Here is a 20,206-nt window from a genome sequence, read left to right as displayed (position 1 = left end):
TCGGGGGATCTGCCTGATCCAGCGAGCACGCCTCGCCACCTACTGTCGATGCGACAACGTGGGTGGGCTCGAGAAGAGGCGGACGATGGCGGAGAACAAGCAGCTCGGCGTGATCCTGCTGGTGGTGGCGGCCGGGCTGGCGTTCTGGCAGTTCGGGGACAAGGACTCCGACGACACGCACAAGGTCGACGACAAGATCACCACGGTGCAGCTCGCCGCCGGACACTCCGACATCACGATCAACGTGTCCGACGACGACACCACCACCGTCCAGGAGCAGCGCAAGTACTGGTTCTTCAAGCACGGCGACGCGTACTCCGTGAAGGACGGCGTCCTCAAACTCGACGGCGATTGCGGCTGGCAATGCAGCGCCGACTTCGAAGTCACCGTCCCGCGGGGAACAAAGATCACCGGTGAGAACGGCAGCGGCGACCTCGAGCTGAGCGGCGTTGCCGGCGTCGACGTGAAGTCCCGCTCCGGCGAGGTCACACTCCGCGAGATCAACGGCGATCTGAACCTGGACCTGACATCCGGCGATGTGTCCGTCAGCGACCTCACCGGCAAGCTGGATGTGAAGGCGAACTCGGGCGACATCGAGGCCGCCGGCCTGAAGGGCGGCCCGGTCGACGTCGAGACCTCGTCCGGCGACATCGAACTCCAACTCGCCGAGGCCAACGATGTCCGCGTGAAGGGGACGAGCGGCGACATCGAGATCACCGCGCCTGGCGGCGACTACAAGGTCTCCACGGAGTCCCGCACCGGTGACGTCGAGAACTCACTCGGCAACTCCGCCGACGCCTCCCACAGCCTCACCGCCACGACGACCTCGGGCGACATCGAGCTCCACGCACGGTAAACCACCGGGGGGTTAGCGGTGTAGCTCGCCTCGCGAGACGGACTCGGCCAGGTCCTCGCCGGTGGTGCCGTAGAAGGTGCGGGCCCAGAGGGTGTCGTCGTACCAGTAGGGGCCGGCGTCGCCGGGGAGCGACGCCGGTGCAGTGCCGCGTTTGAGGGCTCGGCGACAGTCGGCGCAGAGGGGGAGCGTGAGCGTGGTGCCGTCGGCTTCTACCTGGGTGGGCTTGCCGGCCGACCGACCGTGCAGCGGGTTGAAGGCACACAGATCCGGTACGGCGTCCGGCCGGCCCGTCACCGCGACGTCGTACTCCCGGCGAGCCTTGTCGAGGAGCACCATCGCGCCGACCAGGTCCACCAACGACGTGGACGAGTCCAGAACCTTCCCGGCCGCCGCGTGATCGTCGAGCGCCGCCTGCTGATGCACCAGACCTGGCCCGTCGGTCGTGGGCAGGGCGGCGAGCTTCGTGCCGAGCGTGGTCAGCTCAGCCGTCGTGTCCCGTTCCAGTCGCCGGCGCCGCTCGGCCGCGACCGTCGCGGCCACGTGCGGCGGGATGCGGAAGGCCTTCTCCCGCTGAGGCGCGCGTCGCCGCAGCCCGATCACCAAACCGAGCAGAATCAGTACGACGAGCCCGCCGACGATCGACAGCGCAACGACCCAGCCATGCCCACCCGAGTCCGAGTCGGAAGCGTCGGAGGGGCTGCCCGGCGTGGTCGCACGGGGCGTGGTCGAAGGGATCCCCGGCGCCGCGAGCAGCTCGTACATCCGGGCCAGGACCTCGGTCGGCCCGGCGTCGTACCCTTCGTCGTCCAGCGCACGTTCGCGCGCCGCCTGCAGTTTGTCCTCGCTGACCTGCGGTACGTCGCGCGCCTCGTACCACGGGAAGCGGTCGCCGCCGTCGACCACGACGTACAACCCCGGCTTGCGCAAAGCGTCCATCACCAGGGTGAGCACGGTGCTCTCCTCGCCCTGGAACTCGTCGCTCGGCGTCAGCGGCAGGATGATCGTGTAGATCGGGTACCCGACCGCCTTGGCCTTCGTCCGTACGTCGGCCCGCAGCTTCTCCGGCAGCGCCGACGCGTACGCCGGATCGATGTACAGCGGATCCTTGGTCAACGCGGTCGCGATCTCCCGAGCCCGTTCCGCCGGCGTCCGCGCCGCATCCGCGTCGGCCTCAGCCGGGACCGCGACCAACAACACCAAAGCCGCCAAGCAGCTCAAGAGGCCCTTCACGCGCTTCCCTTCCGACGCCGGGCGGCGATCGCCGCCACGATCAACACGATTCCGGCGAGGATCCCGCCGCCGATCATCCCGAGCACACCACCGCCGAGACCGTTCCCGATCGCCTTGCCGACAGTGAACTTCTCCTCCGGGTACGAACGCTCCGGCGCCGTCGGCACCGGTTCGGTCCGGGCCGGCTCGGGCGAGTAGCGAGCGTTCAGCTCGACATTGTCGAGGTACTTCGACAGCTGCGCGCTCAGGGTCTCGTCCTTCTCCCGCCAGGTGCTGTCCGGCGCGTACGCCGCGAGCTGATGCGCCACGCCGTACGTCGTGTCGCCGTCCATCACGACGTACACGCCCGGCTTCCCGTTCGCGGCGGCCAGCCGGCCGGCGAGGAGATCCGCGTCGCCCTTCTCCGGGAACCATTCGCCGGTCGGTACGACGGCAACGAAGACCGGCATCTTCGCCGACGAGATCACCCGCAGCATCTCGTTGCCATCAGCAATCGAGGTGAAGTCGGGATCGACGTACAGCCCCTGCTTCGTCCAGGCGGCGGTGGCCGCGGCGATCCGGGGATCGGCGGGCGTGGCCGCCCAGGCCGTCCCGGTCAAGGCCGCCCAGGCGGTCCCGGTCAGGGCGAAGGCAGTGGCCAGCAGCAACAGAACGAGGCGCCTCATCGGACTGCGATCCGTTCGGGCAGGTCGTCGGACAGCGCGCCGAAGCCGGTCGCGACCATCGGGTTGTCCTCCGGATCGAGCGTCCAGTACGGCACCTGCTTGCGGTCGTGACCGAGCAGCCCGGACTTGCTCCACACCCGCAACCCGGTCGGCGTCCGGCCGCGCCGGATGACGCTCGCACACGACTGGCATGCGGGTACTTCGACCTCGTCCTCCCAGTCGACCGTGGCCGTTCCGGGATTGTGCGTCGGATTGAAGAAGCACGGCGGTTGCACGGCAGCTCCCGAGGCCACGCGCTCGGCCTGCCGCGCGAGGACGAGCGCACCGGCGGCCGCGAGCAGGTCCTCCGGCTGATCCGCGCGCAGTCTGCGCGCCGCATCCAGCCGGCGGTACGCGTCATCGCGCTGGTCGAGCTGCTTCGTCGACTTGTTGTTGCGCTCGTCGAGCCGCGCGAGTGCGCGCTCGGCCTGTTTGATCTTGTCGTCGGCCTTGAGCTCCACGTCCCACGCGTCGATCGGCGGCTCGTCGGCGCGTTGCCGTTTCGTCCGCTTGGCCGGCCGACGGCGACGTAGCCCGAGGAACAGGACCAGCGCGAACCCGATCACCGCGCCGGCCCCGAGGCCGACGTACGCGGACCGATCCTCCTTGTCGGTCACCGAGAGCCCGCCGTCGCTGCGCCGCGGATCCAGATCAGCGGCCGGGACCTGCGGCAGCGGACGACCGTCGTACGCCGTGGAGGCCTGCTGGATCGTCCGGACGATCTGTGGGGCCGGACGCTCGTCGACGAGATCGGAGTCCTGCTTGTCGTCGGCCCGAACGCTGGAGAGGTCCCGGCCACGCAGCCCGGCCGGCCGGAACAGCTCGGCGCGGTCCGACCAGTAGGTGTCGTAGACAACCGCGACGATGTAGACGCCGGGCTCGCCGATGCGCGCGTGCAGCAACGTCGGCAGGTCGTAGCCGCTCGCCCGGAGGTACGGCGACTGCGGCACGAGCGCGACGTACACCGGCAGACCGGCGGTCCGCATCGCAGTACGGATCCGGGCCAGCTCGGACGCCGGCATCGTCGCTCGCAGTCGCTCGTCCACGGACAGGTGGTCGGTCCGCCAGGCCGCGGCGATGCGGTCGGGCAGCTCGGGGGTATCGGCCTGCGCGGGGAGCACCGGCAGGAACGCCAGGGCCGCAACCACGGCGCAGAAGAGTCGGGCGGACATCGCGGACAGCCTACGACGACCGGATCTGGACACACTCACACGGACGCCGAATCCTCCCGCGCGGTTCCCGAGATAGACGCGACCCTGGCTCGGACAGGGGAAGCCAAGCCAGGGTCACGGTGTTGCAGGGCAGAAACGTTGCTACAACGCCCCGCTTTACAACAGGGCAGATCGCGGGGCATCCCGGGGCAGATGAATCTGCCCCGAGTTGGAACCCTCCGGCTCGACCGCGCAAGCACCCGAGCCGGAGGAGCTGTCAGAAGGCGGACTCCGGGAGGTCCATCACGTCGAGGTCGGTGAGCTCGGCCTTGACCCGCTCGGCCCGGACCGACGGCATCGTGCTGCGGACGAACCACTGGGCCGCCGCCACCTTGCCGGTGTAAAAGTCCTGGTCAGCAGGGGAAAGCTCGCCGCCCAGCCGCTCCAGCGCGACCTCCGCCTGGCGGAGCATCAGCCACGAGCAGACCACGTCGCCGAGGACGAACAGCAGCCGCGAGGTGTTCAGGCCGACCTTGTAGATGTTGCGCGGGTCGCCGTTCTCCGCCTGCGGGTTGCTGGCCATCAGGGCCTGCCCCATGATGCCCAGGATCTTCTGGGTGTCCTCGAGGCCCTTGGCGAGCAGTCCGCGCTCCTCCTTCAGCCGGCCGTTGCCGGCTTCGGAGGCGACGAACGCCTGCACCTGCTCGGCCAGGTGACCGAGCGCCTTGCCCTGGTCCTTGATGATCTTGCGGAAGAACAGGTCCTGGCCCTGGATGGCCGTCGTGCCTTCGTAGAGCGTGTCGATCTTCGCGTCCCGCACGTACTGCTCGATCGGGTAGTCCTGCAGGAAGCCGGATCCGCCGAACGTCTGCAGCGACTCGGTGCCGAGCAGCGTCCACGACTTCTCCGAGCCGTAGCCCTTGACCAGCGGCAGCAGCAGGTCGTTGACCCGCTCGGCGAGGTCGTCGTGCTCACCCGCGTATCGCGCCTGCTCCGCCCGGTCCTGGTACGTCGCCGTGAACAGCACCAGCGCCCGCAGCGCCTCGGCGTACGCCTTCTGCGTCATCAGCGAACGCCGTACGTCGGGGTGGTGCGTGATCGTGACCCGCGGCGCGTCCTTGGCCGGCTGGGTCAGGTCGGCGCCCTGCACCCGCTCCTTGGCGTATTCGAGCGCGTTCAGGTAGCCGGTGGACAGGGTGGCGATCGCCTTGGTGCCGACCATCATCCGTGCGTACTCGATGACCTGGAACATCTGCGCGATGCCGTCGTGCACCTCACCCAGCAGCCAGCCCTTCGCGGGCACGCCATCGCCGAAGGTGATCTCGCAGGTCGTGGAGACCTTGATGCCCATCTTCTTCTCGACGTTCGTGACGAAGGCGCCGTTGCGCTCGCCCGTCAGCTCACCGGTCTCGAGGTCGAAGTCGTACTTCGGGACCACGAACAGGCTCAGGCCCTTCGTACCCGGGCCGCCGACGCCTTCGATGCCCTGCGGCCGCGCGAGAACCAGGTGGATGATGTTCTCGGTCAGGTCGTGCTCGCCCGAGGTGATGAACCGCTTGACACCCTCGAGGTGCCAGCTGCCGTCCTCCTGCAGCGTGGCCTTGGTGCGGCCGGCACCGACGTCGGAGCCGGCGTCCGGCTCGGTCAGCACCATGGTCGCGCCCCAGCCGCGCTCGATGATGTGGTGCGCGATCTTCTTGTCACGGTCGACGCCGTTGCGCCAGAGCACGTGCGCGAAGTTCGGGCCGGCGGCGTACATGTGGACCGGCGGGTTGGCGCCGAGCACCAGCTCAGCGGCGGCCCAGCGCAGCGACGGCGGCGTCGGCTGGCCACCGAGCTCGGCGGGCAGCTCGAGCTTGAACCACTCGGCGTCCATGTAGGCGTGGTAGCTCTTCTTGAACGCCTCGGGCATCCGGACCTCGTGCGCGTCCGGGTCGAAGACCGGCGGGTTCCGGTCGGCCTCCGCGAACGACTCGGCCAGCTCGTGCTTGGCCAGCCGGTCGACCTCCGCGAGCACCTCACGGGCGGTGTCGACGTCCATGTCGGCGTACGGGCCCTGACCTAGGACGTCACCGCGGCCCAATACCTCGAGCAGGTTGAACTCGATGTCCCGCAGATTCGACTTGTAGTGGCTCACAGAAGCTCCCCATACCTAATAGCCGCATGTTTACTCGCCGGTAACTTGAGTATATACCCGCCGGTAACGAGGTCAAAGGGAGATTGACTGTGAGGTATGAAGCTGATTTACGAGACCCACTCGATCACTGTCGACAACGAACGCGGGATCGCGACCGGTTGGCTGCCCGGTGAGCTGTCCGACGAGGGGCGGCGGCTCGCGGCTGAGCTCGGGCCGCGCCGACAAGATGTCGACGTGGTGTTCAGCTCCGACCTGCGTCGTGCAGTACAGACCGTCGAGCTGTCCGGCCTGACCGTGCCGCATCTGCAGGACTGGCGGTTGCGCGAGTGCAACTACGGCCAGCTGAACGGCGCACCCGTGGACGCGCTCGACCCGAGGGTCAAGCGCGTCCACAGTCCGTTCCCCGGCGGTCAGAGCTACACCGACGTCGTCGAGCTGACCCGTTCCTTCCTCGAGGACGCCAAGCGCTGGTACGACGGCCGGGTGGTGCTCGTGGTCGCGCACTCGGCGAACCGGTGGGCCCTCGAGCACCTCCTCGGCGGTCGCGCTTCGATGGAGGAGCTGATCGTCTCCCCGTTCAACTGGCAGCCGGGCTGGGAGTACCGGGTCTAAAGCGTGTAGACGGTCGCGCTGCCGTACAGCTTCTTGGTGAAGGCCGACATGTACGACGACGTGTCGGACTCGGTCAGGTTGTACGTCAGGAAGACGCCGTACCCCTCGCTGACCGTTCGCTGGGCGAGGCTCGCGGCGGTCGACGAGCTGGTGTCGGTGTAGGAGACGGCGGCCGGCGAGAGGCGGGACTTCTCGCTCGGTCCGCTCGGGACGCCCCAGGTGCCGTAGTACGGATTCCAGGCGTAGTTGAAGGTCTCCGCGATGCTCTGGCCGTTGTAGGTGAGGCGGTCCGCCGCGGGGCCGATGTCGTACAGCGTGATCAGCTTGTTCGGGAGCTTGGCGCGGAGGGCCTGGACCAGGTAGACGAACGAGAAGTCGTTGGGCTGACCGGTGCCGTTGTTGCCGTACTCCGCGTACTCGTCGTCGAAGTCGATGCCGTCCAGGCCGTACTGGTTGACCGCGTCGGCGAGCTGCTGCGCGAACGCGTCGGCGGCCGCCTGGTTCGGGAAGTTCGCGAAGCCGGCGCCCTGGTGGTTGCCCAGGACCGACAGCAGGACCTTGATGCCCTTCTGCTGCAGCGGGCGGACCTGGGTGGCGACGTTGTTCAGGACGTTGGTCACCTGGTCGTTGAAGAACAGGTACGCGTTCGAGCCGTCATAGTTGATGTTCGCCGCGAAGATCACCGCGACGTCGATCACCTGCGCGCCGCCGTTCGCGAGCGTGTACTTGCCGGCGCTGAGCATGCTGTAGTTGTTGACCTCGATGTACGCGACGGTGACCGGACCGGTCTTCTGCGCGCGGCGGCGCTTGGTCGCGGCCTCGGCGGGCAGCGCGGCACCGGTGGCGGCCGCGGCGGTACCGGCGGCCAGGGCTGACAACAGGGTCCTTCGTTTCATGAGCGATGAACTCATCCGATCGACTCCTCGTCAAAGGTGGGCGGTGTCGCTATATCGGTTAAGTACCGGTCGCCGCTCGGGCGAGAGCCGAGGCGGCGGCAGGAGATAAACCGGTATAGCGACACCGATCATCGATCCGGCGAAACCCGGTGTCAAGAGTTCACGGTAGGACCGGAAGGCTTGCCCCGCCCGGGTCGCGGCGTGGCGGGGTTGTGGATGAAGATGGACGCTTCGACCGCCATCGACGGGAGTTGATATGCGAGTGATCGGGCTGATGTCCGGGACGTCGTACGACGCGATCGACGCCGCTGCCGCGGACCTGCGGCTGGACGGCGACGTGTTGGTGCTGACGCCGCTGGGCATGCTCAGCCAGCCGTATCCGCCGGAGTTGCGGGCTGCGGTCGCGGCGTCGTTGCCACCGGCATCGACGACGGTCGAGCAGGTCTGCCGGCTCGACACCGGGATCGGGCAGGCGTTCGCCGCGGTGGCTCAGCAGGCGGTTGAGCAGCTCTGCGGTGGGTACGCCGACCTGATCGTCTCGCACGGGCAGACGGTGTTCCACTGGGTCGACAACGGAATTGTGCGCGGGACGCTGCAGCTCGGGCAGCCGGCGTGGATCGCCGAGGCGACGGGGGTACCGGTGGTGTCGGACCTGCGGGCGCGGGACGTGGCGGCGGGCGGGCAGGGTGCGCCGCTGGTCAGCATCATCGACGTGCTGTGGTTGCGCGGGCGTCCCGGCGTACCGGTCGCTCTGAATCTCGGGGGGATCGCGAACATCACCGTCGTCCACGGCGAGCCGGTTGCCTTCGACACCGGTCCGGCGAACGCGCTGATCGACGCCGTGGTGACGGAGCTGACCGGGCAGCCGTTCGACGCCGACGGGGTGATGGCGGCGCGGGGTCAGGTACACGAGGAGCTGCTCGCCCGGCTGCTGGCCGAGCCGTACTACGCGCGGCCGGCGCCGAAGTCGACGGGCAAGGAGCTGTTCAACCTCGCCTACGTTGCCAAGGCGATGGAGGGGCTACCGGAGATCCCGGCGGAGGACCTGGTCGCCACTGTGACCACGCTGACCGCTCGGACGGTCGCCGACGCCGTGCGGAGGTACGGCGGGACCGAGGTGGTCGCATCGGGAGGCGGGATCCAGAACCCGGCGCTGATGCATCTGCTGGCGGACGAGTTGGAGATTCCGGTGCGGACCACGGACGAGCTGGGCATGCCGTCGGCGGCGAAGGAGGCGTACGCGTTCGCCGTCCTCGGGTTCCTGAGTGTGCACGGCCTCGGCGGGACCGTGCCGAGTTGCACCGGCGCCAGGCACTCCAGCGTGCTCGGCTCGGTCACGCCCGGGCTGAGCGGACTACCGACGATTTCGGGCGAGGCACGACCTCCAATGCGCCTTCTGGTCCAGTGACCGCACACTAGTGCTGTGACGAGGATGTTCGTGGTGACGGGAGCACCCGGGTCGGGGAAGACGACGGTGGTGCCGGAGCTGGTGCGGCTCAGCCCGGGGAACCTGGTCGTGATGGACATGGACGAGCTGCTGGACGACAACGGACGGCTGCTCGGGATCGACATCGCCAGTCCGACGGCGGCGCCGATCTGGCCGGCGTACAACGCGCTCTGGTTGCGGATCACCGAGCTGATCAGGCGATCCGGGATTCCGGTGCTGCTGCTCTCCCCGCTGCTGCCGGCCGAGCTGCCCGAGGGCCGCTGGCTGCACCTGGACTGTCCGGACGCCATTCGCCGCAAACGGCTCGCGCTCCGCGGCTGGGCCGAGGACCAGATCGCCGACGCCCTCGCCGACGCGGCCGAACTCCGGACCCGGGTCCCGCGCTCGGTCCGCGGCGACCTCTCGCCCGACCGCGTCGCCCGCAGCATCCTCGACTGGATCCGCGGTGAACGCTTCGGTAAGACCCTCAACCTGTGGGGCCGGCTCCGGAGTTGACCTTCGAGTTGGTTCAGGGATCAGGGTCGGGCCCATGAGGCTGACGATCAGTGAGTTTGCGCGGGTAGTGGGGCTGGCCCCGAGCGCCCTGCGGTTCTACGACGACTGCGGGCTGCTGCCGCCTGCTTTTGTGGACGCGGCGAACGGTTATCGGTACTACGACAGGTCGCAACAAACCAGGGCTCGGCTGCTGCGCGACCTGCGCGAGATCGACCTCCCGCTCCCAGAGGTCCGCATCGCGCTGGATGCCGACCCTGCCGACGTTGCCGACCTCGTCCGCTCCCATCTCCGCACGCTCGAAGCCAAGTCGACTGCCACCCGGGAGGCTGCCACCCGCCTCCTCACTCAGCTCCTCTCGCACCAAACGACAGCAGCCCTGGGTGGACCTGAACTTGCCAGCGCGATCCGCCAGGTCTCGCCGACCGCGGCCGCGACAGCTGAGTACCCCGGCCTGGACTGTGTGCTGATCGAGTTCTCGCCCGACGAGATCACGTTCGTGGCGACCGATCGCTATCGGCTGGCGGTGCGGACGGTTCGGCCGGTGGAATTCGGTGGGGTGGCCGGGCGCGTCCTGGTACGGGCGGACGAGCTCGCGCAGGTGAGTCGGTGGGCCGCGGCAGGGGATGTTGTGCGGGTCGAGGTCGACGGCGGGCTCGTGCTGGTGCGGGGTGACGAGTCGCGTGAGCTGGCCGTGGTTGATGCGGAGTATCCGGCGTACCAGCAGATTCTCGACGGGTTGACGCCGCCGGTCTGCCGGGTGGTGGTGGATCGGGTCCAGCTGCTCGACGCCCTGGTCGGGCGGGATGTTGTTGCCTTTGACATCGACTCCGGGAGCCTGTCGATCGGCGACGAGGTGAAGCTCGACGCGATCGGGTCCGGGGCGGTGCGGGTCGGGCTCACCGCGAGTATGCTCGCCGCCGCGCTGGAGACGAGTGTCGGGCCGGACGTGCTGCTCGAGATCTGCGAGCCGGCGCGACCGGTCGTCGTACGGTCGGCCGACCAGGGCACGTTCACCACGCTCGTTATGCCCGTCCGGCTGGACGGGTGACGCGGTCGTACTACGGCTGGCTGGCAGGATCGACTCTCTCGGTACTCGGCGACACCGCGCTGTTCTTCGCGCTCGGTTGGGCGGCGACGGGCATCGGCCCGCAGGTCGCCGCGCTGGTGCTGACCGGGTTCACCCTGCCGCGTGCCGTACTGCTCCTGCTCGGTGGCGTCCTTGGCGACCGGATCGGTCCGCGCCGGCTGCTGCTCGCCTGCAGCGCGATCGTCGGCACGTGCTGCTTCCTGCTGGCCGCGGTGGTCGGGATCCGTGGGACTGCGGCCGGTCTGCTGTTGCTGACGGCGGTGGCTGTCGGGACGGTTGATGCCTTCGCGCTGCCGGCGGCGGGGGTGCTGCCGCGGCTGTTCGTGGCGGACGATCAGTTGCCTAGGGCAATGGCTCTGCGCACGTCGGCCACGCAGCTCATCACGCTGGCCGGCGGACCGCTCAGTGGGTTGCTCGTTGCGACGGTCGGGCTGGTCGGGGCGCTGATGCTCGACGGGCTGACGTTCGCGGTGCAGTTCCTCGTGCTGTTCATGCTCAGGCCGCCGTACGACGTGAACCCAGCGGGCCGCGTCGGCCGTTCCGTCGTCCGTTCCGTTGTCCGCGAGGCGCTGGATGGGTTGCGGGTTGCTGCTGGGGATCCTGTGCTGCGGATGGTTCTGGCTGTGGTGGCATTGGTCGCAGCATTCGTTCTGCCGGTCACGTCGTTGTGCATTCCGTTGCTCGCCCGATCGCACGGCTGGGCGGCCGGGCAAGCAGGATTTGTTGTGGCGGGCAACGTTTGTGGTGGGCTGGTCGTGACGATCCTGGTCGCCCGGTTCGGCACGTTCGAGCGCGCCGAACTGGCGGGCGGCGTCGGGTGCCTTCTCGCCGCGCTCGGGATCTCGGGTCTCGTGGTGGCGCCGTCCGTCTCCCTGGCGGTCGGCGCGACTCTTCTCCAGGGCGTCGGTATCGGGCTCTTCACGTCCCACCTTGCGCCGGTGTTCGTTCGCAGTACGCCGACATCGCATCTGACTCGGCTTCAGTCGCTGCTGTCGTTGGTGCAGACCCTTCCGCTGATCGTGTCGACGAATCTCCTCGCCACGCTCGACGTACACCGTGCGCTCATCCTCGCCGCCGCGACCGCACTCGCCGGCCTCCTCCAGGTCCGCGCCTACCTGCCGAAGTCGATCTCGAAGGTCGGGTAGTCCGGCTGCGGACACGGCTCACCGCGATACCCCAGCTTCTCGTAGAACGGCGCCGCCCGCTCGTGATGGCCCTGCCACTCGAGATGCCGGACCCGCGTCGACGCCCACTCCGCGACCGCATCCATCAACGCCCGCCCAACCCCACCGCGCCGCCGCCCCGGCATGACGTACAGATCGTGCAACCGCCCGTGATGTCTCCGCCCCGCCCGCAAGTGCGTCCCGTAGTCCTGCACCACGGCATAGCCAATCAGCTCCCCAGCATCGTCGTACCCCAACGCCACCCACCGCGGATCCTCCACCAATTCCTCGAAGAACCCCCGCGACTCCACCTCCGAAAACTCAGTCCCGAACCCCTTCACCAAGGGCCACAGCCGCCTCCAGTCCTCCACCGCCAACTCCCGCACACCCATCCCCTCACCCTTCCAGTAGACCCACCTTCCAACCATCCAATTTCTGGTTTCGTAAGACAGATCGTCTTACGCTGGTGGTATGGCGGACACGATCACGATTCGTACCGACGCGGAGACCGAGCATGCGCTGGCGGTGCTGACGCAGGGCGGGCGTTCGCGCTCGGCGGTCATCAGACAAGCGGTGCTCGAGGCGGCGTCCCGCCGGGAGCGGGCCGCGGAGATGCGCCGAGCCGTACTGCGAATGCCGCTCGGCGAGCCGGATGGCATCGACGTCGGGGGCGAGCTGTCCCAGGACCGGGACGGTGAGCGCTGAATGATCTACCTCGACTCGGCCGCGATCGTGAAGCTGGTCCACGCCGAGACCGAATCGCAGGCTCTCCGTGACTGGCTGGACGAGCGGGCCGAGGTGGGTTGGGTGAGCTCCGTCCTCGCCGAGATCGAGTCGTTCCGGGCCTTGGCCCGGCACGCTCCTCACGCGGTGTCTCGACTGCATCTGGTCCTGGATCTCATCGACCTCGTCGACCTGGATGTAGGTACGCGGATTCTCGCGCAGACCGTTCGGCCGGCGACCGTGCGGAGCCTGGATGCTATCCACCTCGCGACCGCCCTCCGCATCCAGCCGCTCACCGCCTTCGTCACCTACGACAAACGCCTCGCCGACGCGGCCCGAGCAGCCGGCCTGACTGTCGACGCACCTACCTGACTCATTGACAATATGTTGTCTAAATGACAGCATGTTGTCTATGAGGACAGCTTATGTGGCGGTTTATGAGACGTTGGCGGATTGGGAGATCGGGCACCTGGTGGTGGAGTTGCGGACGGGGCGGTTTACCGGGGTGCCGTGGGCTGTGGTGACGGTGGGGGAGTCGCTGGAGCCGGTGGTGACCATGGGTGGGATGCGGGTCGTGCCGGACGTGACGATTGCCGACGTCGAGCCGGATACGGGTGACCTGCTGGTGCTGGCTGGGTCGGGGCAGTGGGACAACGGGGGTGGGGACGCGTTCGCGAAGTTGGCGGCGCGGTTCCTCGAGGCATCGGTGCCGGTGGCGGCTATCTGCGGCGCGACTGCTGGGCTCGCTCGGGCGGGGCTGCTGGATGAGCGCAAGCACACGAGTGCCGCGAAGGAGTATCTGCAGGCGACCGGATACCAGGGCGTCGGCAACTACGTCGACGAGCGGGCTGTTGTCGGTGGGGACCTGATCACGGCGGGGCCGGACTCGCCGGTGCAGTTCGCGCGGGCGGTGTTGCAGCGGCTCGAGCTGGCGGACGAGCGAAAGCTGGATGCGTACGAAGGCGTGTTCCATCGCGCCGACCCCGCGGCGTACGCGGTACTGGTGGGATGACGCGAGAGCCGGTTCGGCTGGCGCGGACCGGCGTACCCGATGATGGTCGGATGACGGTTCCACCTCGGGAAGAGTGGCCGAAGCCGACGAAACAGTCGGAAGGTGGTGCGGTGTTGACGGATGTCGTCCTCGCCACCTTCCGGCTGAACGCGCGGCTGATGGAGGCCGCCCAGGACCTCGCTGCGCACGGCGGCCTGACGGCTGCGTGGTGGCAGGTGCTGGGCGGGGTGCTCGACGAGCCGCGGTCGGTCGCCGACGTCGGCCGGATCATGGGCGTCAGCCGGCAGGGTGTGCAGCGCATCGCGGACCTGCTTGTGGAGCGCAGGCTGGCGGAGTACCGACCGAACCCGGCCCACCGGCGCGCGAAGCTGCTCGCCTGCACCGAGGCCGGCTACTGGGCGATCCGCCAGATCGCGGTCGCCCAGCACCCGTGGACGTCGCAGCTCGCGAAGGCCGTCGACCTCGACGACCTCCGGACGACGCTCGCCACCATGCAGGCGATCATCACCAAGCTGGAAGAAGCTTGATCGCCAGACTGCTCCCGTAGGTGTGGCGGGTGGTGAAGGTCAGTCGCGTGCCGGTGAGTGTCCGCGTCACCTGAACGCCTGGTACGGGCGTCGCGGGCTTAAGGTACTGCGCCCAGAGGTTGAGGGTGATCGTGTCGCGCTGCGCCGTCGGATCGGACACCGCAACCTGCACGCTCGACGATTGACGGCGGAGGAGCAGCGACGCTGGACCGTCGATCGTGAGCCCGGGAAGGTTGTGAGCTCCGGGGGTGAAGGTGTTGGCAGCCGTCAGGCGCAGGCCCAGGTGCTGGATCGCCTGCACTTTAACGGTGTTGGCAAGGGTCAGGATCCGGTTGTGCTGGTACGCCTTCAGCGCGGACTCTGTTGCGTTAGGCACCAATGCGTAAGCCAAGGATCCGTTGGCGCCGGCGGGTTGGGTGGCGGTGAGAGCGAAGACCTGTTTGGTGATCGCGGTGTCCGGGTTGGACGTGCGTACGACGCGCCGGCTCCGGGTGATCGCCTGCACATCGACTGAAAGCTCGGTCGGCTGGAGGAAGTGGTAGCCGATGGAGGCCGTGCTGTTGGCGTACCGGAGCCATCGTGGGGTGACCGTGCCGGAGCCGGTCCACGGGCGGCCGTCGCGACGTACGCCGGTGATCGTGACAGGGTCGGTTGCGCCGGCGATGCGGGTGTCGAGGGTGGTTGTGACCGCGCGGGTCGCGTCGCCGACGCCGGCCGCGAGTACGACGACCTCGTCGTCGAGGAGGAACCACGACTTGGTCGCCGACGCGTTCTTGTAGACCACGAAGTCGTCCGGCAGGCTCGCGCGCGACGCGTACGCGAAATCGTCCGACTGCATCCAGCCGACCGCGCCGTACGCGTCGAGGGTCGCGCCGCCGGAGTGGACGTTGGTGCCGCTCGGGAAGTACACGTAGGTGTTCTGCGACTCCGACGACGCGGTGAAGGTCGGCGGATTGTCGTAGTACGCCGTCCCGTACAGCTCCGGCACCGTCTTGCGCGTCTCGACCGGCGCCGTCACGCCGCCGAGCGCGTACGGCGAGACCGTCGTGTAGTAGTCGATGCCGAACGACTTCGTCTGGTCCTCGCCCGCCAGGTAGAGGTAGTGCGCGCCGTCGCCCTGGAACCATGGCATCAGGTTCTCGCCGCTCATGTACTCGTACTTGCTGATCCGCTGCGAGTTCCGCGCGACCGCGAACGCGTACCCGGGCCGTCGATGCACGGTCCGGTCCATGGCGTTGAAGGCCGTCGTACTCGCCTCGGGATTCAGGTCAGCCGGGACGATGGCGGGATCGTTCTTCAGATCCGCGAACCGGCCGATGCTGACCGGCGAGACGAACGAGTTCAGGTTGATCGTGGGCCGCGCGGTGAACTTCGCGAACGCCTTCAGGCGCAGGGCATCCACGCCGGTCGCGTAGTCGGCCAGGTCGACGATCGCCTCGACGACGACCGCGACGTCGTCGTACCCGGTCGCCGTCCGCGAGACCGCGCGACCCTTGACGATCTCCATCATCCAGCCCTCGAAGATCAGCGGCGCGAACCCGTCCTCGACCCAGCCCTGCACCACGCCGACCAGGTCGCCACCCTGCGCGTAGTCGGTCCCCGCGAGTGTCTTGATCGTCTGCACGACCCGGCTGAGCAGGCCCTTTCCGTACGAACCCGTGTACGCGACCGACGCGTGCTGGATGAACGAGCCGTCCGCGTAGTACCCGTCGGTGACGTCGTGCTGGAGGTTGTACGGGTCGATCGTCGCGAAGACCGTGAACTGGTCCTGCAGCGCCTTCCGGATCCGCGCGTCGTCGTTCAGCAGGGCGCCCTGGAGTACGCGGTTCGCGGTGATGTCGACGAGGTTCGCGCCGGTGTGGAAGCGCGAGTCGAGGTCGACGTCCCCGTCCTTCCCGTTGCGCAGGTACGCGTCCATCGAGGCGACGTACTGCGTGATCAGGTCGGTCGGGGCGTCGATCAGCGCGAGCGTCTTCGACACGAACGTCGAGATGCCGATCTCCCAGGTGAACCAGTTGCCGTAGTAGCCCTTCGACTGGTCGCCGTAATAGTTCTCGTGCAGCCAGAGCAGTTTCTCCGCGATCCTGGCGCGCACCTGCTCGTTGCCCTGCAGGTCGGATGCCGGACCGGGCCGGCGGAAGGCGAGCGCGATCTCGTAGAGGTGCTGGTACGACGAGCTGAGGTTCGGATCGCTCGTGCCCAGGGGCAGGCCGGCGAACAGCTCGCCGGCACCGGCGCGGTCGAGCGCGGCCAACCAGGTCCGCGCCGTGCTGTCGATCGAGGCGACCTTCGCGGCGACCTCGGCGCGCGCGTTCGATTCCGCCGTACCGGCGTAGATCGCGATCGCATTGGCCAGCAACTGACCGGGCTCGGCGCTCACCGTCCGCCCGTCAGCACGGGCGGCCGGAGCCGGGTTGACCGCGGTCAACAGGGCGGTGGCGGGAACGAAGGACAGCAGGCGGCGACGGGTGATATCCACTGAAACTCCCAGGCGGTGGGAAAAACCTCACCCCGAGAGTCAATCAGCCGGAACTATCTTCCGGCAACCGCTTGCCACTGACTTCTCAACGAGATATGACATCGTTCCGCCGTGACCACGCAGACCGCGCCGGACAGTCGCCTTGCCTCAGCGCTCCGCTTTGCCACCGAGTTGATCGCCTGGATCGGTACACCGTGGGCGCTCGCGCCGCATTCGATCCTGCTGGCGATCGCCTCGGTCGTCGTGCTCATCGGCCTGCCGACGATCTTCCAGACGCCGGGCGACAAGCCGCGCGTCGTCGTACCGGTGCCTGGCGTCGTCACCGTCTTGCTGGTGCTGCTGCAACTGGTCGCCGCCGTCGTGGCCGCGTGGTTCGCGTGGCCGGTCATCGTCGCGGTGGTCGTCAGCGTGCTCGCGGCTGCCTGTGTGGTGACTGAGCAGCCGCGATGGCGGTGGCTGATGTCAGGACCCGCCGGCGCCGATTAGTTGGGGGTCGATGGAGAGGACGCGGACTGCTTCGTCGGTGGACTTGGTGGGGATGACCAGGGCGACCTGGTGGAGGTAGTCCTGGTGCAGGCTCTGCGTGTACTTGACCATGCTGCTGAAGGCGGTCGCCTCGCCGCTGGTCCAGTACGCGTTCGAGCCCGGCTCGACACGCTGCAGATACTGCTCGGTGAGCGTGAGGAACACCAGTGCGTCGCCGGACGACGTGATGAAGGTCAGCGGCTCGCCGGACGCTGCGAACGCGTCGGTCACGCTCGCGATGTACGGCTCCGCGGTGTCATTGGCCTTCGACGTCGCACGCAGCTTGCGCAGGCTCGAGAGGGCGGGTGACGGCGTGAACAGCTTCGACTGCGGCGCGTTCGGGCCGCCGCTCAGGTACGCCGCGAGGTCCTTCGCGACTGTTGCCGGCTGACTCTGCAGCTTCTTCAGGTCGCTCTTCTCCGGCGTGCGCATACCGTCGACCGACGGCAACTCGACCCCCTTCGGCGGGTAGACCGAGTGAGTCAACAGCCACGGGCTGCCGGCGTTCTGCCGCTGCCAGACGCCGAGCTGCCGGTTGCCCGGCGCATTGGAGACGCCCGAGCTGACCACGAACCGCATCGGGTACGACGCGAACTGCGGTGCGCCGATCTCCGGGTCGGTGTAGCTGAACGGCTTCGAGACGTCCTTGCCGGCGGCATCGAGCTTGCGCCCGATCGCGAAGCCCGCCTGGGTCTGCGCGAGCGTCGGGTTGCCCTCGATCGTCGCGGAGAGCTTGGCGTCGCGTGTCCGGTTCGCCTGGTTGTTGAGCTGGTTGTAGCGCTGGACGACGGCCTGTGCGTCGGCGAGCGTGACGGCCGGACGGCTGTCCGGCGCGGCCAGGCTGTTCTTCGGCGGCATCAGACCGCAGCTCGTTGTCGTCAGCAACAAAGCACCGCTGGCCAGCAGGGCGGCCGTACGGCGGACCGCCTCGTCGCTCTTCTCGAACTCGGGCGACGCGGCGAGCGGAACGGTCTCCGGCTCGACGGTCTCGGTGCGCTCCACGGTCTCGGTGCGCTCGACGGTCTCGGTGCGCTCGATCGTCTCGGTGTGCTGGACGGTCTCCGCGTGCTCGACAGTTTCGGTGCTCTGGACGGTCTCGGCGTGCTCGATGGTCCCGGTGCGGTCCACCGGTTCGGCGTACAGCGGCGACTCGGGCTGCTGGGAGGCGCCGGCGCCGATCAGGGCCGGCGACTTGGCCCGGGCGACAGCCGCGGCCGACATGAACATCGGCGCGGCCGGCAGCGGCGTCGGCTTGATCGGAGCGGGCGTTGCCGGCTTCGGCTTGGCGGCCGGGGGCTTCGGCTGGGTAGTGGCGAACGGGCTGACCCGCTCAGGCGCGAATGGCGACACCCGGTACGCCGGCTCGTTGGCGTCCGACGTACTGGCTGCGACTGGAACCAGGACCGGGATGCGCGAGGTGACGGGCAGCGGGATCTCGGTCGTCGCCTCGGCGTCAGCCGCGACCGCGACCTTCGGGCGACGGAACATCAGCGCCAGCCCCAGCGCCAGCACCAAGACACCCGCACCCAAGACCAGCAGGCAAATACCGAAGAGCCGGTGCATCTGCACCCCGAAGCTCACGTGCGCTCCGACGGCCGGGGTGCCGTCCGCGTTCATCACGACGACCTCGTACCGGCCGTCCTGCATGGGCCAGCTCAGCGACTGCGAGCCGGAGGCCGACTGCGCGACCCACCAGTCGAGCTGGCCGGGCGGCGTCAGCTTGCCGTTGCGGCCGCGCAGGTCCTGCGTGCCGAACGTGCCCGGCGGCTCGAAGCGGATCAGTTGGGTGTGCGCCGACCCGGCGAGATAGTCGCGAACGTCGAGGTCCTGCCCGATACCGACGAACAGCGGCTTGTCGCCGGACGCGTTGACGTGCAGCGTCGGGCCGTGCCGGTCGAGCAGCGTGGGCGCGGTGACGACCGCGAGACCCGAACTGGCGAACTCACGGCTGGGGGTCGAGATCGTGTTGTCCGGACCGACCAGCCAGAAGGCGGCGACGGCTCCGGCCACGGTGGCCACCAGGCCTGCCAGCGACAGCAGCAGGCCCAGGGTGATGCGGGCGAAACGCATGAAGAGGCTCCCGTTGTACGACGAGCCCGGCGACGGACGGGTGCACCGGACGGCGGGTTGACCGGTCCGGACCCCTCTCCAGGTATCCGGAAGCTCACCCGTTGTTACTAGATAACTGAGCCAACAAGGATCTGTTACGGGACCGGGCTCAGACGGGTGCAGCGGACGTCCGTGGCCATCGGCAACAGGTTGCCGGTTCAGTGCAGGTACGACGCGCCGTTGAAGTCGAGGACCGCTCCGCTCGCCCAGTTCGCCTGCGGTGAGGCGAGCCAGAAGATCGCGTCGCCGACCTCCTCGGCGGTGGCGACCCGGTCGAACGGGCTCTGCGCCCGGATCGCGTCGCCGCCGGGACCCGCCAGGAAGCTCTCGGTCATGTCCGTGGCGATGAATCCGGGCGCGATTGACGTCACGCTGATGTCATGTGGCGCCAACGATGCCGCCAACGACTGCCCGAGCGAGTGCAGTCCGGCCTTCGAGGCGCCGTACGCGGGCACATCCGGCTCGCCGCGATAGGCGCCGCGCGATCCGACGTTGACGATCGCGCCCCGCCGTACGCCGTCCGCCGGGTTCTTGTCGAGCATCTGCCGCGCCACACACCATGTCACATGGGCCGCCCCCTCGAGGTTGACGGCCAACGTACGGCGCCAGGTCGCGACCCACTCCTCGTACGACGTCTCGGCCAGCGGGTGGCCGACCCGGCGCGAACCGCCGACCGGCTCGTCGACGAACATCGCCGCGTTGTTGACGAGTACGTCGATCCGTCCGAGCGTGGTGGCCGATTCGTCAACCAGGGCAGGGATTGCGGCCGCGTCGCCGAGGTCCGCGGCGATCACCGCATGGCCGTCGCCAGGCAGTCCGGCCCGGATCTCCTCGGCGCGGTCGACCGCCCCGCGGCAGTGCAGCACGACCCGGTCGCCGGCTCGTGCGAACGCTTGCGCGGCGGCCGCGCCGACGCCCCTGGACGCGCCGGTGATGAGTACCCCTCTGGACACGGATCCTCCCTTGGTTGACTGCACGTCATTCTGCCTGTGCCGCCACTCTGACGACGACCTGACATCAGAAGGGGTTGACAGTGACGTCACGATGACGTCA

General features: G+C 68.5%; 20 protein-coding genes. 11 read left to right on the top strand and 9 right to left on the bottom strand.

Going from position 1 to position 20,206, the window contains the following annotated elements:
- Positions 1–85: 85 nt before the first annotated feature.
- Positions 86–856 (top strand): DUF4097 family beta strand repeat-containing protein, encoded by a 771-nt coding sequence (locus EV653_RS37275; RefSeq protein WP_134110654.1) that lies wholly within the window; start codon positions 86–88, stop codon positions 854–856.
- 12 nt (positions 857–868) lie between these two features.
- On the opposite strand, the gene EV653_RS37270 is transcribed toward EV653_RS37275, so the two are convergent.
- The 4 genes from EV653_RS37270 to EV653_RS37255 all read right to left on the bottom strand — a co-directional run bounded on the left by EV653_RS37270 (position 869) and on the right by EV653_RS37255 (position 6,078).
- A complete protein-coding gene (locus EV653_RS37270) occupies positions 869–2,086 on the bottom strand; it encodes a hypothetical protein (RefSeq protein ID WP_134110652.1) in 1,218 nt (405 codons plus the stop codon).
- The gene (locus EV653_RS37265) at positions 2,083–2,751 is read right to left on the bottom strand and encodes a hypothetical protein (RefSeq protein ID WP_166679681.1); all 669 of its coding nucleotides are present in this window, start codon (positions 2,749–2,751) and stop codon (positions 2,083–2,085) included. Before EV653_RS37265 ends, EV653_RS37270 begins: the two co-directional genes overlap by 4 nt.
- Positions 2,748–3,962 carry a hypothetical protein gene (locus tag EV653_RS37260; protein WP_134110650.1) on the bottom strand — a complete coding sequence of 405 codons (1,215 nt, stop codon included), beginning with the start codon at positions 3,960–3,962 and terminating at the stop codon, positions 2,748–2,750. Before EV653_RS37260 ends, EV653_RS37265 begins: the two co-directional genes overlap by 4 nt.
- 256 nt (positions 3,963–4,218) lie before the next feature.
- A complete protein-coding gene (locus tag EV653_RS37255) occupies positions 4,219–6,078 on the bottom strand; it encodes an acyl-CoA dehydrogenase (RefSeq protein ID WP_134110648.1) in 1,860 nt (619 codons plus the stop codon).
- A gap of 96 nt (positions 6,079–6,174) precedes the next feature.
- On the opposite strand from EV653_RS37255, the gene EV653_RS37250 reads away from it, so the two are divergent.
- Positions 6,175–6,690: a histidine phosphatase family protein gene (locus EV653_RS37250; protein WP_134110646.1), complete on the top strand. Its 516-nt coding sequence runs from the start codon at positions 6,175–6,177 to the stop codon at positions 6,688–6,690.
- Here EV653_RS37250 and EV653_RS37245 read toward each other — a convergent pair.
- Positions 6,687–7,586, bottom strand: coding sequence for an endo-beta-N-acetylglucosaminidase H (locus EV653_RS37245; RefSeq protein WP_166679680.1), 900 nt, complete (start codon positions 7,584–7,586; stop codon positions 6,687–6,689). The two genes, EV653_RS37250 and EV653_RS37245, sit on opposite strands and share 4 nt — an antisense overlap.
- A 256-nt stretch (positions 7,587–7,842) precedes the next feature.
- On the opposite strand from EV653_RS37245, the gene EV653_RS37240 reads away from it, so the two are divergent.
- The 4 genes from EV653_RS37240 to EV653_RS37225 are packed head-to-tail and all read left to right on the top strand — an operon-like array spanning position 7,843 to position 11,760.
- Complete coding sequence (locus EV653_RS37240) at positions 7,843–8,994, top strand: anhydro-N-acetylmuramic acid kinase (RefSeq protein ID WP_134110643.1); 1,152 nt, start codon at positions 7,843–7,845, stop codon at positions 8,992–8,994.
- Positions 8,995–9,018: 24 nt separating this feature from the next.
- Entirely contained in the window at positions 9,019–9,528 is a 510-nt protein-coding gene (locus EV653_RS37235; protein ID WP_238160728.1) for an AAA family ATPase, read from the top strand.
- A 34-nt stretch (positions 9,529–9,562) separates the two neighbouring features.
- Entirely contained in the window at positions 9,563–10,576 is a 1,014-nt protein-coding gene (locus tag EV653_RS37230; protein ID WP_134110641.1) for a MerR family transcriptional regulator, read from the top strand.
- A complete protein-coding gene (locus tag EV653_RS37225; protein ID WP_166679679.1) occupies positions 10,573–11,760 on the top strand; it encodes an MFS transporter in 1,188 nt (395 codons plus the stop codon). The genes EV653_RS37230 and EV653_RS37225 overlap by 4 nt, the downstream gene beginning before the upstream one ends.
- Here the strand turns inward: EV653_RS37225 and EV653_RS37220 are convergent.
- Complete coding sequence (locus EV653_RS37220; RefSeq protein ID WP_238160700.1) at positions 11,727–12,089, bottom strand: GNAT family N-acetyltransferase; 363 nt, start codon at positions 12,087–12,089, stop codon at positions 11,727–11,729. The genes EV653_RS37225 and EV653_RS37220 overlap by 34 nt on opposite strands.
- 160 nt (positions 12,090–12,249) lie before the next feature.
- Between EV653_RS37220 and EV653_RS37215 the strand changes: the two genes are divergently transcribed.
- Genes EV653_RS37215 through EV653_RS37200 form a run of 4 tightly spaced genes read left to right on the top strand, consistent with a single transcriptional unit; the run spans position 12,250 to position 14,040 of the window.
- Positions 12,250–12,483: a CopG family transcriptional regulator gene (locus EV653_RS37215; protein WP_134110635.1), complete on the top strand. Its 234-nt coding sequence runs from the start codon at positions 12,250–12,252 to the stop codon at positions 12,481–12,483.
- Complete coding sequence (locus EV653_RS37210; RefSeq protein WP_134110632.1) at positions 12,484–12,873, top strand: type II toxin-antitoxin system VapC family toxin; 390 nt, start codon at positions 12,484–12,486, stop codon at positions 12,871–12,873. It abuts the gene before it with no gap.
- 40 nt (positions 12,874–12,913) lie between these two features.
- Positions 12,914–13,513 (top strand): DJ-1/PfpI family protein, encoded by a 600-nt coding sequence (locus tag EV653_RS37205; protein ID WP_202871999.1) that lies wholly within the window; start codon positions 12,914–12,916, stop codon positions 13,511–13,513.
- A gap of 50 nt (positions 13,514–13,563) precedes the next feature.
- Positions 13,564–14,040: a MarR family winged helix-turn-helix transcriptional regulator gene (locus tag EV653_RS37200; RefSeq protein ID WP_134110628.1), complete on the top strand. Its 477-nt coding sequence runs from the start codon at positions 13,564–13,566 to the stop codon at positions 14,038–14,040.
- Here EV653_RS37200 and EV653_RS37195 read toward each other — a convergent pair.
- The gene (locus EV653_RS37195; protein ID WP_134110626.1) at positions 14,018–16,519 is read right to left on the bottom strand and encodes a polysaccharide lyase family 8 super-sandwich domain-containing protein; all 2,502 of its coding nucleotides are present in this window, start codon (positions 16,517–16,519) and stop codon (positions 14,018–14,020) included. The two genes, EV653_RS37200 and EV653_RS37195, sit on opposite strands and share 23 nt — an antisense overlap.
- A gap of 111 nt (positions 16,520–16,630) precedes the next feature.
- Here EV653_RS37195 and EV653_RS37190 point away from each other — a divergent pair, with 111 nt between their 5' ends.
- Entirely contained in the window at positions 16,631–17,005 is a 375-nt protein-coding gene (locus EV653_RS37190; RefSeq protein ID WP_134110624.1) for a hypothetical protein, read from the top strand.
- Here the strand turns inward: EV653_RS37190 and EV653_RS37185 are convergent.
- Together EV653_RS37185 and EV653_RS37180 are read right to left on the bottom strand one after the other, a co-directional pair.
- Entirely contained in the window at positions 16,982–19,114 is a 2,133-nt protein-coding gene (locus tag EV653_RS37185; RefSeq protein WP_134110622.1) for a hypothetical protein, read from the bottom strand. The genes EV653_RS37190 and EV653_RS37185 overlap by 24 nt on opposite strands.
- A gap of 197 nt (positions 19,115–19,311) precedes the next feature.
- Positions 19,312–20,106, bottom strand: a complete 795-nt coding sequence (locus EV653_RS37180; protein ID WP_134110620.1) for an SDR family NAD(P)-dependent oxidoreductase — start codon at positions 20,104–20,106, stop codon at positions 19,312–19,314.
- Between the last annotated feature and the right edge of the window lie 100 nt (positions 20,107–20,206).

The sequence above is a fragment of the Kribbella pratensis genome, assembly GCF_004365355.1.
Taxonomy (GTDB): domain Bacteria; phylum Actinomycetota; class Actinomycetes; order Propionibacteriales; family Kribbellaceae; genus Kribbella.
Note: the sequence above shows the minus strand (reverse complement) of the source record. Positions and strands in the feature narration are given on the sequence as shown.